Origin of the sequence: Microbacterium sp. 22179 (assembly GCF_052045715.1) — a bacterium.
Taxonomy (GTDB): domain Bacteria; phylum Actinomycetota; class Actinomycetes; order Actinomycetales; family Microbacteriaceae; genus Microbacterium; species Microbacterium galbinum.
On sequence record NZ_JBQEPJ010000002.1, the window covers coordinates 259305 to 272749 of the forward strand.

Annotated in this window: 13 protein-coding genes; 7 read left to right on the top strand and 6 right to left on the bottom strand. The window is 69.2% G+C overall.

Translation table 11 applies throughout. From position 1 onward, the window contains the following. Nucleotides 1-23: 23 nt before the first annotated feature. The 3 genes from ACTJKK_RS06295 to ACTJKK_RS06305 all read right to left on the bottom strand — a co-directional run bounded on the left by ACTJKK_RS06295 (nt 24) and on the right by ACTJKK_RS06305 (nt 2622). Complete coding sequence (locus ACTJKK_RS06295) at nt 24-521, bottom strand: HNH endonuclease (RefSeq protein WP_247624977.1); 498 nt, start codon at nt 519-521, stop codon at nt 24-26. A 338-nt stretch (nt 522-859) separates the two neighbouring features. Further along, on the bottom strand, nt 860-1654 hold the full coding sequence (locus tag ACTJKK_RS06300; protein WP_247634222.1) for a M23 family metallopeptidase: 795 nt from the start codon (nt 1652-1654) through the stop codon (nt 860-862). A gap of 266 nt (nt 1655-1920) precedes the next feature. Further along, complete coding sequence (locus tag ACTJKK_RS06305) at nt 1921-2622, bottom strand: metal-dependent transcriptional regulator (protein ID WP_247624979.1); 702 nt, start codon at nt 2620-2622, stop codon at nt 1921-1923. A gap of 101 nt (nt 2623-2723) precedes the next feature. Between ACTJKK_RS06305 and serC the strand changes: the two genes are divergently transcribed. After that, entirely contained in the window at nt 2724-3836 is a 1113-nt protein-coding gene (gene serC, locus ACTJKK_RS06310; RefSeq protein WP_440747369.1) for a phosphoserine transaminase, read from the top strand. Between the two features lie 51 nt (nt 3837-3887). On the opposite strand, the gene ACTJKK_RS06315 is transcribed toward serC, so the two are convergent. Beyond that, nucleotides 3888-4529, bottom strand: a complete 642-nt coding sequence (locus tag ACTJKK_RS06315) for a DUF3027 domain-containing protein (protein WP_440747370.1) — start codon at nt 4527-4529, stop codon at nt 3888-3890. Beyond that, nucleotides 4513-4893 (bottom strand): cold-shock protein, encoded by a 381-nt coding sequence (locus ACTJKK_RS06320; protein ID WP_247624982.1) that lies wholly within the window; start codon nt 4891-4893, stop codon nt 4513-4515. Before ACTJKK_RS06320 ends, ACTJKK_RS06315 begins: the two co-directional genes overlap by 17 nt. A 120-nt stretch (nt 4894-5013) precedes the next feature. Here ACTJKK_RS06320 and ACTJKK_RS06325 point away from each other — a divergent pair, with 120 nt between their 5' ends. The 6 genes from ACTJKK_RS06325 to ACTJKK_RS06350 all read left to right on the top strand — a co-directional run bounded on the left by ACTJKK_RS06325 (nt 5014) and on the right by ACTJKK_RS06350 (nt 11640). Beyond that, nucleotides 5014-5286 carry a multidrug ABC transporter ATPase gene (locus ACTJKK_RS06325; RefSeq protein ID WP_402791934.1) on the top strand — a complete coding sequence of 91 codons (273 nt, stop codon included), beginning with the start codon at nt 5014-5016 and terminating at the stop codon, nt 5284-5286. Between the two features lie 13 nt (nt 5287-5299). After that, nucleotides 5300-7009, top strand: a complete 1710-nt coding sequence (locus ACTJKK_RS06330; RefSeq protein WP_440747371.1) for a helicase-associated domain-containing protein — start codon at nt 5300-5302, stop codon at nt 7007-7009. Between the two features lie 37 nt (nt 7010-7046). Beyond that, nucleotides 7047-8702 (top strand): DNA repair helicase XPB, encoded by a 1656-nt coding sequence (locus tag ACTJKK_RS06335; RefSeq protein WP_247956657.1) that lies wholly within the window; start codon nt 7047-7049, stop codon nt 8700-8702. Nucleotides 8703-8763: 61 nt separating this feature from the next. Beyond that, nucleotides 8764-9456 carry a response regulator transcription factor gene (locus ACTJKK_RS06340; RefSeq protein ID WP_247624986.1) on the top strand — a complete coding sequence of 231 codons (693 nt, stop codon included), beginning with the start codon at nt 8764-8766 and terminating at the stop codon, nt 9454-9456. 44 nt (nt 9457-9500) lie between these two features. Further along, nucleotides 9501-11189 carry a sensor histidine kinase gene (locus ACTJKK_RS06345; protein WP_440747372.1) on the top strand — a complete coding sequence of 563 codons (1689 nt, stop codon included), beginning with the start codon at nt 9501-9503 and terminating at the stop codon, nt 11187-11189. 163 nt (nt 11190-11352) lie between these two features. Further along, nucleotides 11353-11640, top strand: a complete 288-nt coding sequence (locus ACTJKK_RS06350) for a WXG100 family type VII secretion target (protein WP_247624988.1) — start codon at nt 11353-11355, stop codon at nt 11638-11640. A gap of 124 nt (nt 11641-11764) precedes the next feature. Here ACTJKK_RS06350 and groL read toward each other — a convergent pair whose 3' ends face one another. Continuing rightward, nucleotides 11765-13384: a chaperonin GroEL gene (gene groL, locus ACTJKK_RS06355; RefSeq protein WP_440747373.1), complete on the bottom strand. Its 1620-nt coding sequence runs from the start codon at nt 13382-13384 to the stop codon at nt 11765-11767. Nucleotides 13385-13445 lie beyond the last annotated feature (61 nt).

Consider the following 13445-nt stretch of genomic DNA (forward strand, 5'->3'; position numbering starts at 1 on the left):
CGAGTCGCGCCTGTCGCTCGCGGTCAGGCCGCCAGCGCCAGGTACGGCTCCCATCGCGGGTCGCTGCGCTCGGTGCCGCGCACGGTCCACGCCGTGCCGTGCGGAGGCCGGGGAACGAACCGCAGTTCCCAGCGCATCTCCTGCGGTGTGCGATTGCTCTTGACGTTGTTGCAGCGCAGGCAGCAGGCGACGAGGTTCTCCCACGAGTCGGCTCCGCCTCGCGAACGCGGCATCACGTGATCGATGGTCGACGCCGCCTTGCCGCAGTAGCCGCAGCGATGATTGTCGCGACGCAGCACGCCGCGACGCGTGACCGGCACGCGCCTGCTGTTCGGCACGCGCACGTAGCGCGAGAGGATGATCACCGCCGGGCGGTCGTAGGCACCGCGGCTCCCCCAGACGGGGTCCCCCTCGATGCGTTCGATCACGGAGGCCTTGTCGTTCATCACGAGCACGAGGGCCCGCTTGAACGACACGATCGCCAGGGGCTCGTAGCCCGCGTTCAGGACAAGTGTGCGCATTCGTCATCCTCTCGATCCGCCGGGACGGCTTCCCGGCACTCTCGACTCACACGACGTCGTGCTGGCGGAGGAATGATCGCAGAGACGAAAAAAGGCGCTGTCTAAAGACAGCGCCTTCTGCGCGCGGAAGAACCGCGGCGTCCCTGCGGGCAATGCCGGAGGACGTGACGACCGAGGGCATCCATGGTGCGGATACTCGGTTGCGTGTCCATCGGCTTCTCCCGTCAGTTCGACGACGGGTTCAGGCTAACCCATTACGGACGGTGCAGGGCGAAACAGCCGGTGAACGTTCGGGCGTGTTCGCCCAGCGATCGCCCCGCCGAGCGGCTCACGAAGGGTCAGCCGGCGTTGGCTCCGAGCCAACCGATGGGCTCGACGAGTCCGCCGTTGACCCAGACCTCGAAGTGGAGGTGGTTGGCGGTCGAGCGACCGGTGCTGCCGACGTAACCGATGAGCTGGCCGGCTTCGACGGTCTGCCCCTGCTGCACCATACGCGAGCCGTAGATCATGTGGCCGTAGGTGGTCTGCACGCGCTGGCCACCGATGACGCTGTCGAGCATGACGCAGACGCCGTATCCGCCGATGCTCTCGGCCGAGGCGCGCACGACGCCGGCCGCGGCCGCGTAGATCGGGGTGCCCGCGGGGGCGAGCATGTCGGCGCCGTTGTGACCGCCGCCGACCGTGCGGCTGACGTTCCACGAGCCGAGCGGAAGCGGGTAACGGACCTCGCCCGATCCGGGCGCGACGAGCGCGTAGCCCGCGGTGTTGAAGCTGGTGCTGGTGCTGGCAGCGGCGGCCTTCGCCGCCTCAGCGGCACGTGCGGCGGCGGCTTCTTCGGCCTTCTTCTTCTCGATCTCCTCCGGCGTGGTCGCCGTGAAGGTTCCGCGATCGAGCGGAGCTGCAGTGGCCTCGGATGCCACGACGAGCGACTGCGCGTCGACGGCGGCGAGCTGCTGGACGGTGGTGGCGGCCTCCGCCGGCTTGGTGGCGGCGTACGCGGGCAGAGCGACGGCGGCGACCAGAGCACCGACTGCCCCGAAGATGGCGACCGACCGGATCGGCTTCGCGATGGAGCGGGTGCCGTTCTTCCCACCGGTACGGCGGGCGACAGCGCGGTCTTCAGATTTCTTCACGGGCAATTCGTTGTCTGCGACCAAAACATCCTCCAGCGCCTGCGCGCTCGGGTAGCGCTGACTCGTCGGCACTCTGCTCTCGTGGCACGTGTGTATCTCGGGTACGTTGTGCGTTTCTCACCGCGTCGACGACGAGCCTGGGAGGCAACCGACGCGATTCATCGTCTGCGGGCTTCGCGGACGACTCGACCGAGGTTACCGGAAGATAACGATCATGTCACCCTGTGAACCTGGCAATCCTCGGAGAGCCAGTTCAGGAGCCATTTTCAGGCAGGCTCCCCCACGAGGAAGATGTGCGAGGCCAGCTCGACGGGAAGCTCGAGTCCGTCGTCCTTGCCCTCCATCTGGATCAGGACGTATCCCTCGTTGAAGCGGAAGTCGCCGCGCGCACCGGGCATGACACCCGCGTCGCGCAGCTGCTCGAGCAGTTCGGGGTCGACCTGCGCGGGCTCGGCAAGGCGACGGACGGTGCCGTCGATCGGCTCACCCGCCGCATTCAGCTTCTGCACGAGGCCGATGACGCCCTCGTCGAAGGTGCGCGCCGGAAGGTCGCCGAGCTGGTCGAGACCGGGGATCGGGTTGCCGTAGGGCGACTCGGTCGGGTGCCCGAGGAGCTCGACGAGGCGACGCTCGACCTGCTCGCTCATGACGTGCTCCCAGCGGCAGGCCTCTTCGTGCACGAACGCCCAGTCGAGTCCGATCACATCGGAGAGGAGCCGCTCGGCGAGGCGATGCTTGCGCATCACGTCGACGGCCTTGCGGCGGCCGGCATCGGTGAGCTCGAGCGTGCGATCCTCGGAGACGATCACCAGGCCGTCGCGCTCCATCCGGCCGACGGTCTGCGAGACCGTGGGACCCGAGTGGCCGAGGCGCTCGGAGATGCGCGCACGCAGCGGAACGATGTTCTCCTCCTCGAGTTCGAGGATGGTGCGGAGGTACATCTCCGTGGTGTCGATCAGATCCGTCATGTTGTGGCCCTCCGAGGTTCTTAGGCAAGCCTACATTCCCGCACGGACATCGGGCTCGCGCACGGTGAAACACGCCCTGCGCGCCCCCGTAGAATCTACGCATGGCGATCGAGATTGCGCGTGACCTCCTGCCCGTCGACGGCCGTTTCGGCTGCGGACCCTCGAAGGTGCGCCCCGCGCAGCTCGAGGCTCTGGTGACCGCGGGAGCGTCGATCCTCGGCACCTCGCACCGCCAGGCACCCGTGAAGAACCTCGTGGGCAGCGTGCGCGAGCAGCTCTCCGCCCTGTTCCGTGCGCCGGAGGGATACGAGATCCTGGTCGGCAACGGCGGGTCCACGGCGTTCTGGGACGCGGCGGCCTTCGGCCTCATCGAGCGCCGCAGCCAGAACCTCGTCTTCGGCGAGTTCGGTGGCAAGTTCGCCGCGGCTGCGGGAGCCCCCTGGCTCGACGCCCCCGACGTGCGCAAGGCCGAGCCCGGATCGGCGACGACCGCGCAGATCGTCGACGGCGTCGACGTCTACGCCTGGCCGCACAACGAGACCTCCACCGGCGTGGCCGTTCCCGTCGAGCGCGTCGCCTCCGAGGGGGCACTGACCGTCATCGACGCGACCAGCGCCGCGGGCGGAATCGACTTCGACGCCACGCAGGCCGACCTCTACTACTTCGCCCCGCAGAAGAACCTCGGGTCCGACGGCGGGCTGTGGTTCGCCGTCGCCTCGCCGGCGGCGATCGAGCGGATCGAGCGGATCGCGGCATCCGATCGGTACATCCCGGAGTTCCTGAGCCTGAAGAACGCGCTCGACAACTCGCGTCTGAACCAGACGCTCAACACCCCGGCGCTGACGACCCTGCACTTGCTCGACAGCCAGCTGCGGTGGATCCTCGACAACGGGGGCCTGAGCTGGGCCGCCGCCCGCACCGCCGAGTCCTCCGGCGTGCTCTACGACTGGGCGGAGGCCTCCTCGGTCGCGATACCCTTCGTCGCGGAAGCGGCGCACCGCTCCCCCGTCGTCGTCACGATCGACTTCGACGACAGCATCGACGCGGCGGCGATCGCGAAGACGCTCCGCGCCAACGGGATCGTCGACACGGAGCCCTACCGCAAGCTCGGGCGCAATCAGCTGCGCGTCGCGACCTTCGTGTCCATCGAGCCCGACGACGTGCGTCAGCTCACCCGCGCGCTCGACTTCGTGCTCGCGAACACCGCTTCCTGAGGTGCGGGCGCGGGCCCGGAGCCCGCGCCCCTCCCCGGATGCCGGGGAGGATCACTCCTCGTCGTCGGAATCCTCGTCCGAATCGTCGTCGGAGTCCTCGTCCGAGTCGTCGTCATCGGAATCGTCATCCGATTCCTCGTCGGAATCTTCTTCTTCCGAGTCGTCGTCTTCCGACTCCTCATCTTCAGACTCCTCGTCGAGCTCGTCGATGTCGACACCGTCGAGATCCCCGGCGTGGAGGATGTCCGGCTCGTCGTCGTCGAGATCGTCGTCGTCGAGATCGTCGTCTGCGTCGTTGCTCTCGTCGTCGGCGGCACCGTCGACCGCCGCGCCGGAATCGTCACCGGCGGCTGCGGCCTGCTCGGCCAGTTCGACCTGGTGCGCACGGTAGTCGGCGAGACGCTCGGCCCACGGCACCCACTCGGGTGCGAGAAGCGCACCGTCGCCGGGCAGCAGCTCGACCTCGAGCACCGTCGGGTCCTCGTCGTCGACCCGTGCGACCGTCACGATCCAGTACCAGCCGGGATAGCCGGCGAGGCGGTTCTCGAAGCGCAGCGAGACCGAGCCGTCCTCCTCGGGGAGGAAGCCGGCAGCGGGGCCGATGGTGTTCGCGGGAGTGATCTCGCGCAGTGCGGCGAGCGCGAGATCGTGGGCTCCGATGAGACGCTCGTCGGCGTCAGGCTTCGAGGTCATCAGCGACCTTGCGCAGGACGGCCGCGATCTTGCGGCCGTGGGAGGAGGACGGGTAGCGTCCGCGACGCAGATCGCCGCCGATGCCGTCGAGCAGCTTCACGAGGTCCTCGACGATGATCGCCATGTCGTCGGCCGGCTTCCGCTTGGCCTTCGCGAGGCTCACCGGCGCTTCGAGCACGCGGACCGAGAGCGCCTGCAGACCGCGCTTGCCGTCGGCGACGCCGAACTCGACGCGGGCGCCCGCCTTGACGGCGGTGCCGGCGGGCATCGCCGACGCATGCAGGAAGACGTCCTGGCCGTCATCGGATGCGATGAAGCCGAAGCCCTTGTCTTCGTCGTAGAACCTGACCTTGCCGGTGGGCATGGGAGAAACCTCGCTGAATCGGTGCAGAACAAGACAGCCGCGCACGTGCGCGACCCCCTCCAGCCTACCGGTCACCGGCGTCGAGATCTCGAAGGCCCCGGTGCGGGTAGGGTGAGACTGATGAGCACGCAGAACTCCCAGCCGGATGTTCCGATCCGCCGAGTGGATCGGATCCTGGCCTTCACTGCGCTCGGCATCGCCGCGGCATCCGTCGTCTGCTTCTTCGCGATCATCATCGGAACCGCGCTCGGCATGGATCAGAAGGCGTTCGGCCACGGCGCCTGGCCCGTCATCGCCTTCATTCCCTACTGGGGGCTCCCCCTCGCCTTCGCGATGATCATCACGCTGCTGACCATGAGCTTCATCCGGAAGGGTCGCGCATCGCGACCCTGAGGGCGGCCTCGTCATGAGCACGCACGCACGACCGCTGGCCGATCGCCTGGCTGCGGCGGGCGACGACGACCTCACGCGGCTCTTCGCCGCGCGCGGTGTGCGCGCCGACCCCGGGTGGCACGATTTCTTCGACGCCGCCGAGGCCCTGCTCGATCCCTCGTCGCTGGCCAAGGCGCTGCCCCGGCTGACCTCGGATGAGGCGGCGGCCCTGCTGCGTGCGGACGGTACGGGCGACGCCGGCGATCAGCGCGAGGCCCTCGACGCCCTCGCACTCCTGACCGCCGACGGCTCGACCTGGCCGGAGCTCGCGACGGCGCTCGAGGGTCGCCCCGCCCCTGCACCGCTCGACGCATCGGCGCCGCACCCTTCCGACCCTGCGGCGTCGGCGCACGCCGCCGAGCGCGCCTTCACCACGGTCGCCGTCCTCGCCGACCTGCTGATGATCACCCGGGATGCCCCGTTCTCGCTCCTCGCGGGCGGCACCGTGAGCGCCGCGGAGAAGCGCCAGCTCGCCGACGCGGGGATCGCGGTCGACCTGGTGGACGCCCTCGTGTCGATCGCCGTCGATGCGGGGCTCGCCACCGCGGCCGAGCGTCGACTGCGCGTGACCGCGGACGGCGACGGCTGGCTGCGCTCCTCGGCATCCGATCGCTGGACGAGACTCGCGACGTCGTTCCGCGACGTTCTTCCCCGCGGCGTGCGCACCCCGAGCGGCGGCTGGATCGCCACCGACGCCTGGATCGACGCTCACCCGTGGGATCCCGCCTGGCCCGACCGCAGCCGCGCGCTGCGGGAGACGGCCCGACTGCTCGGACTCGTCGCCGGAGACGGCAGCGAGCCCGCGTGGGCGACGCCGCTGCGCGAGGGAGCCCCCGCGGACACCTCGGCGCTCAGCGTTCTGCTGCCCGCCGAGGTCGATCGCATCTTCCTCCAGAACGACCTCACGGCGATCGCCCCCGGCCCCCTCGCCCCCGCGCTCGACGTGCGGCTGCGCACGATCGCCGCTCGCGAATCCGCGGCGCAGGCATCCTCCTACCGCTTCACCGCGGAGTCGATCGCGCACGCCTTCGTCGTCGGCGAGAGCGAACAGGGCATCCTCGACTTCCTCGGCGGTATCTCGCTGACCGGCATCCCGCAGCCGCTCGCCTACCTCATCGCCCAGACCGCTCAGCGTCACGGGCTGGTGCGCGTCTCGACCGACGACGAGACCGGACGCACGCGCATCGAGAGCGACGACCGGCACCTCATCGACGCGATGGCCGTCGACCAGAGCCTGCGCCCGCTCGGCCTGACCGCTCACGTCGCCTCTCTCACCACCAAGGTCGGTCGCGACACGGTGTACTGGGCGCTCACCGATGCGCGGTACCCGGCCACCCTCATCGGCGCCGACGGCGCGCCTCTCATCGGCGACCGGCATCCGCCGCGAACGGCGTCCGCACCGGCGACCGCCGCCGTCGACTACGCCCCGCTGATCGCCCGCCTGCGCTCCCGACAGGGCCCCGACGCGGATGCCGCCTGGCTCGACCGCGAACTCGAGGCCGCGGTCCGCGCGCGTGCCGTGGTGCGCGTCACCGTCGGCATGCCCGACGGATCGACCCGAGACCTCCTCCTCGAAGCGACCGGGCTCGGCGGCGGACGCCTGCGCGGTCGCGATCGAGCGGCCGACGTCGAGCGCACCCTGCCCGTGTCGAGCATCCGCAGCGCGACGATCGTCGCCCCGTAGGCGCCCGCACAGCCGGGCGCGGGTAGGATTGTCTGCTATGTCTGATGGCCCCCTGATCGTCCAGAGCGATCGCACCGTGCTGCTCGAGGTCGCCCACGCGGATGCCGAGAGCGCGCGCCACGAACTGGCGATCTTCGCCGAGCTCGAGCGCGCCCCCGAGCACATCCACACGTACCGCATCACACGCCTGGGACTGTGGAACGCACGCGCCGCCGGGCACACCGCCGACGACATGCTCGAGACCCTCGACCGCTGGTCGCGCTTCCCCGTGCCGCCCTCCGTGGCCGTCGATCTGAAGGAGACGGTGAACCGTTACGGCCGTCTGGTGATCGAGCGCGACGACGAGGGCGTGCTGATCCTGCGCTCCACCGACCCCGCGGTGCTGTCGCAGGTCGCGCACAACAAGCGCATCCAGCCGCTGCTGATCGGTCACCCGACTCCCGAGACCTTCGTCGTCGACGCCTGGGCCCGCGGCCAGATCAAGCAGGAGCTCCTCAAGATCGGCTGGCCGGCCGAGGACCTCGCCGGGTACACGCCGGGCACACCGCACGAGATCGACCTCGCCGAGAGTTCCTGGAAGATCCGCCCCTACCAGCAGGATGCCGTCGACGCCTTCGCGAAGGACGGCTCCGGCGTCGTGGTGCTCCCCTGCGGCGCGGGGAAGACGATCGTCGGCGCCGGCGCCATGGCGGCGACCAAGACGACCACGCTCATCCTCGTCACGAACACGGTGTCGGCGCGGCAGTGGCGCGACGAACTGCTCAAGCGCACGAGCCTCACCCCCGAGGAGATCGGCGAGTACTCCGGCCAGTCCAAGGAGGTCAAGCCGGTCACGATCGCGACGTACCAGATCCTCACGGCCAAGCGGAAGGGCGAGTACGCGCACCTGGCGCTCCTCGACGCGCTCGACTGGGGTCTGATCGTCTACGACGAGGTGCACCTCCTCCCCGCGCCGGTGTTCAAGCTCACGGCCGACCTGCAGGCCCGCCGCCGCATCGGCCTGACCGCCACGCTCGTGCGCGAGGACGGTCGCGAGGGCGATGTCTTCAGCCTGATCGGCCCCAAGCGCTTCGATGCACCGTGGAAGCAGATCGAGGCGCAGGGCTTCATCTCCCCCGCCGCCTGCTACGAGGTGCGCGTCGACCTGCCACCGGACGACCGGCTCGAGTACGCGGCCGCCACCGACGACGAGCGCTATCGTCTCGCCGCCTCGGCGCCGGCGAAGATCGACGCCGTGCGCGAGCTGATCGCGAAGCATCCGGGCGAGCGGATCCTCGTGATCGGTCAGTACCTCGACCAGCTCGAGACGCTGTCGCAGGCACTCGATGCGCCGCAGATCACCGGAGCGACACCGGTCGACGAGCGCGAGGAGCTGTACCGCCAGTTCCGCGAGGGCGAGATCGAGCTGCTCGTCGTGTCGAAGGTCGCGAACTTCTCGATCGATCTGCCCGAGGCATCCGTCGCCATCCAGGTGTCGGGATCGTTCGGATCGCGCCAAGAGGAGGCCCAGCGCCTCGGCCGTCTGCTGCGCCCGAAGCAGTCGGGTCACACCGCCAGCTTCTACACCCTGATCGCCCGCGACACGATCGACCAGGACTACGCGCAGAACCGCCAGCGCTTCCTGGCCGAGCAGGGCTACAGCTACACGATCCTCGACGCGCACGACCTCGCCTCATCGTTCGCTGACCGCTGATCGACGGGGCGCACCGGCAGATAATCAGCCAGAGCATCGGCGGAGTCACCATAATGGGGTCATGACTGCTGCGCGCATCCTTGTCGTCGACGACGAGCCGAACATCCGTGACCTGCTCTCCACGGGCCTCAGCTTCGCGGGGTTCCAGGTGAAGACGGTCGCCAACGGCGCCGCCACCATCTCGGCCGTGCTCGAGGAGGAGCCGGACCTCATCATCCTCGACGTGATGCTGCCCGACATGAACGGGTTCAGCGTCACCAAGCGGCTGCGCGGCGCCGGATTCACCGCGCCGATCCTCTTCCTCACGGCGAAGGACGGCACCGACGACAAGATCGAGGGGCTGAACGCCGGCGGTGACGATTACGTCACGAAGCCGTTCAGCCTCGACGAGATCGTCGCGCGCGCCCAGGCGATCCTGCGGCGGACCATGCAGGCCGACGAGGAGTCGATCATCCGCGCCGGTGAGCTCGCGATGGATCAGGACACGCACGACGTGCACGTGGGCAAGGAGCCGATCGAGCTGAGCCCGACCGAGTTCAAGCTGCTGCGCTACCTCATGCTCAACCCGAACCGCGTGCTGTCGAAGGCCCAGATCCTCGACCACGTGTGGGAGTACGACTTCAACGGCGACGCCGGCATCGTCGAGAGCTACATCTCGTACCTGCGCCGCAAGATCGATCCGCACACCGAGGAATCCCTCATCCAGACCAAGCGCGGCTTCGGCTACATGCTCAAGGTCGGCAAGTCCGCCTGACCCGAGCCCGCTCGACCAGAACCACGCCGCACCGGGAGGACCGCATGGCGCACAAGCCCGATGCGGTCACCGCATGGTGGCGTCGGATCAGTCTGCGCGCCAAGGTCACGGGCGTCACGGTCGCGATCCTCGCGCTCGGGCTGCTCGTCGCCGGCGTCGGCACCGTCCCGGTGCTGCGCAACGCGCTCGTGCTGAACATCGACGCGCAGTTGCCCGCCCTGGTGTCGAGCAACCTCGCCGATCGCTACTTCGTGCTCGCCGACGACGGCGAGACGCTGACGCCCCGCGACACCCCGCGCGACTTCGCCGTCGCGATCTACAACGCGGACGGGGATCTGCTCGCGTCGTCCGGAGCGATGCCGCTGGAGTCCGCCCCGCTCTTCCCCTCGTCGTACTCCCCGCAGAAGGCCGCGGCCAACGAGGACGAAGTGGCCGACCTCCTCGGTAAGGACGGCAGCGTCTACCGCAGCGCCGTCGCGATCATCCCCGCCGACGGCGGCGCTCTGCGCATCCAGCTCGTCGCGATGCCGCTCGACGAGGCCGACCGGATCATCTCGCAGTACTTCGGCATCTACATCACGATCGCCCTGATCACGATCCTGATCGCCGCCCTCGCCACCCGCGGGCTCGTCACCCTCACCTTCCGCCGGCTGGGACAGGTCGAGGCGACGGCCATGTCGATCGCCGCGGGTGACTTCAGCCAGAGGCTCACCGATCTGGAGCCGACGACCGAGGTCGGTCGTCTCAACACCGCGATCAACACGATGCTCGACCGCGTCGACCGCTCGCTCGCGCAGCGCGAGCGCACGGTGCGGCACATGCGCCGGTTCATCGGCGATGCGAGCCACGAGCTGCGCACGCCGCTGGTGAGCGTGCGCGGCTACGCCGAGCTGTACCGGATGGGCGCGATCCAGGGTGACGAGGACACCGCCCGTGCCATGGAGCGCATCGAGAAGGAGGCGATCAGGATGGGTGTGCTCGTCGAGGATCTTCTCGCTCTCGCCCGTCTCGACGAGGAGCGCGAGCCGGAGATCGCCGCCCTCGACCTGCGCCCCGTGGCCCGCGACGCCGCCCTCGACCTGCGCGCGGCCGCTCCGGGACGCACCGTGACGGTCATCGACCGTACTGCCGAGACGAGCGACACCACGAGCGTGCGCATCGCCTCGGTTCCCGCACCCCCGCCCCCGCCCCGCGGGCTCTCGCGCGCAGCCCTCTCGCGTCTGCGACGGCGTCCGCGTTCGACACCCACGCCGACCGAGCAGATCCCCGCGATCGACTTCTCGGAGACCCCCGACACCCCGGTCCGGACTCCCCCGATCGTGCTCGGCGAGGAGAACAAGGTGCGGCAGGTCGTCACCAACCTGCTCGGCAACGCGCGCCGGTTCTCTCCCGAGGACGGTCCGATCGAGATCGTCGTCGACGCGAACCGCGTGCAGGGCACGGCGAGCATCGCGATCGTCGACCACGGAGAGGGCATCCCGCCGCAGACCCGCGAGCAGATCTTCGAGCGCTTCTGGCGCGCCGACACGTCGCGCGCACGGGAGACCGGTGGGTCGGGCCTCGGCCTCGCGATCGTCGCGTCGATCATGAAGGCGCTGCACGGCAGCGTCGCCGTCTCGGAGACCCCCGGTGGCGGCGCCACCTTCACGGTGACCCTGCCCCTGGCACCGTCGCGCGCGACGCCCGCGCACCTGCTCGAGGACACGCAGCCGCTCGAGCCGCTCGACCTCTGACACGGCCGCGCCCGGCACACGCCCCGCCCGGCCCGGCACACTCCCTGCACAGCCGGGCGATCGCACAGGTTCTTCCGCGACGCCGTCGAGCACGCGAATCGCGTGGACGGACGGGCGGATGCTCGACCTAATCTCGGAACTCCCATCACGAAGGAGAATCCAGATGTCCGTCTTCACCGTCGACACCGAAGCAGTCCAGGCAGCGAACAGCGCCGCCCGCGCCACCATGGAGCGCCTGCAGTCCGAATCGACCACCCTCATGGCCCAGCTCACGCAGCTGCAGTCGTCGTGGGTGGGCAGCGCCTCGACCGCGTTCCAGGGGTGCGCGGAGCAGTGGCGCACGGCGGCCCTGCAGGTCGAGCAGGTGCTCGACTCGATCGGCACCTCACTCGGTTCGGCCGCGATGCAGTACAGCGACGCCGACCAGTACTCCGCGAGCCTGTTCCGCTGACGCCCGTCGGCCGACGCTCGCCGGCCGACACCGACCTCCTGGGGACGGTGGCTCCTCCCCGCCGTCCGCAGGAACGCAGAACGCCCCCGGCCGAAGCCGGGGGCGTTCTGTCATGCGCGATGGATCAGAAGTCCATGCCACCCGACGGGTCGCCGACCGGAGCGGACGCCTTCTCGGGCTTGTCGGCCACGACGGCCTCGGTGGTGAGGAACAGCGCGGCGATCGACGCGGCGTTCTGCAGCGCGGAGCGCGTCACCTTCGCCGGGTCGATGATGCCGGCGCCGAACATGTCGACGTACTCGCCCGTGGCGGCGTTGAGGCCCTGGCCCGCGGGGAGCTCGGAGACCTTGTTCGCCACGACGCCCGGCTCGAGGCCGGCGTTGAGTGCGATCTGCTTGAGCGGAGCCTCGATCGCCACGCGGACGATGTTCGCACCGGTCGCCTCGTCGCCCGTGAGCGACAGACCGTTGAGCGCCTTCGTGCCCGACTGGATCAGCGCGACGCCACCACCGGGGACGATGCCCTCCTCGACGGCTGCCTTCGCGTTGCGGACGGCGTCCTCGATGCGGTGCTTGCGCTCCTTGAGCTCGACCTCGGTGGCCGCGCCCGCCTTGATGACGGCGACGCCACCGGCGAGCTTCGCCAGGCGCTCCTGCAGCTTCTCGCGGTCGTAGTCGCTGTCGGTGTTCTCGATCTCGCGGCGGATCTGGGTCACGCGACCCTCGATCTGCTCGGCCTCGCCGGCACCCTCGACGATCGTGGTCTCGTCCTTGGTGACGATGACCTTGCGGGCACGACCCAGCAGGTCGAGCGTGGCGTTCTCGAGCTTCAGGCCGACCTCTTCGGTGATGACCTGACCACCGGTGAGGATCGCGATGTCCTGCAGCTGCGCCTTGCGACGGTCGCCGAAGCCGGGAGCCTTGACGGCGACCGACTTGAAGATGCCCTTGAGCTTGTTGAGCACGAGAGTCGCGAGAGCCTCGCCCTCGACGTCCTCGGCGATGATGACGAGCTCCTTGCCGTCCTGGATCACCTTGTCGACGATCGGCAGGAGGTCCTTGATGTTGGAGACCTTCTGGTTCGCGATCAGGATGTAGGGGTCCTCGAAGACGGCTTCCTGACGGTCGGGGTCCGTGACGAAGTACGGGTTCAGGTAGCCCTTGTCGAAGCGCATGCCCTCGGTGAGCTCGAGCTCGGTGCCGAAGGTCTGCGACTCCTCGACGGTGACCACACCCTCCTTGCCGACCTTGTCGATCGCCTCGGCGATGAGCTCGCCGATCGCGGGGTCTGCGGCGGAGATGGATGCCGTGGCGGCGATCTGCTCCTTCGAATCGATCTCCTTGGCGCTGGAAAGCAGCTCCTCGGTGATCGCGGCGACGGCCTTCTCGATACCGCGCTTGAGCGAGATCGGGTCGGCGCCGGCTGCGACGTTGCGCAGTCCCTCGCGGACCAGGGCCTGTGCGAGGACCGTGGCGGTGGTGGTTCCGTCACCGGCGACGTCGTCGGTCTTCTTGGCGACCTCCTTGACGAGCTCCGCGCCGATCTTCTCGTACGGGTCGTCCAGCTCGATCTCCTTGGCGATGGACACACCGTCGTTCGTGATCGTGGGGGCGCCCCACTTCTTCTCGAGCACGACGTTGCGACCGCGCGGGCCGAGGGTCACCTTGACCGCGTCGGCGAGGATGTTGAGGCCGCGCTCGAGGCCGCGGCGGGCCTCCTCATCGAAAGCAATGATCTTTGCCATGAGTTTTTTCGTCCCTCCTGGACGTAGACGTTGGGTTTAGCACTCAGAGTGAGAGAGTGCT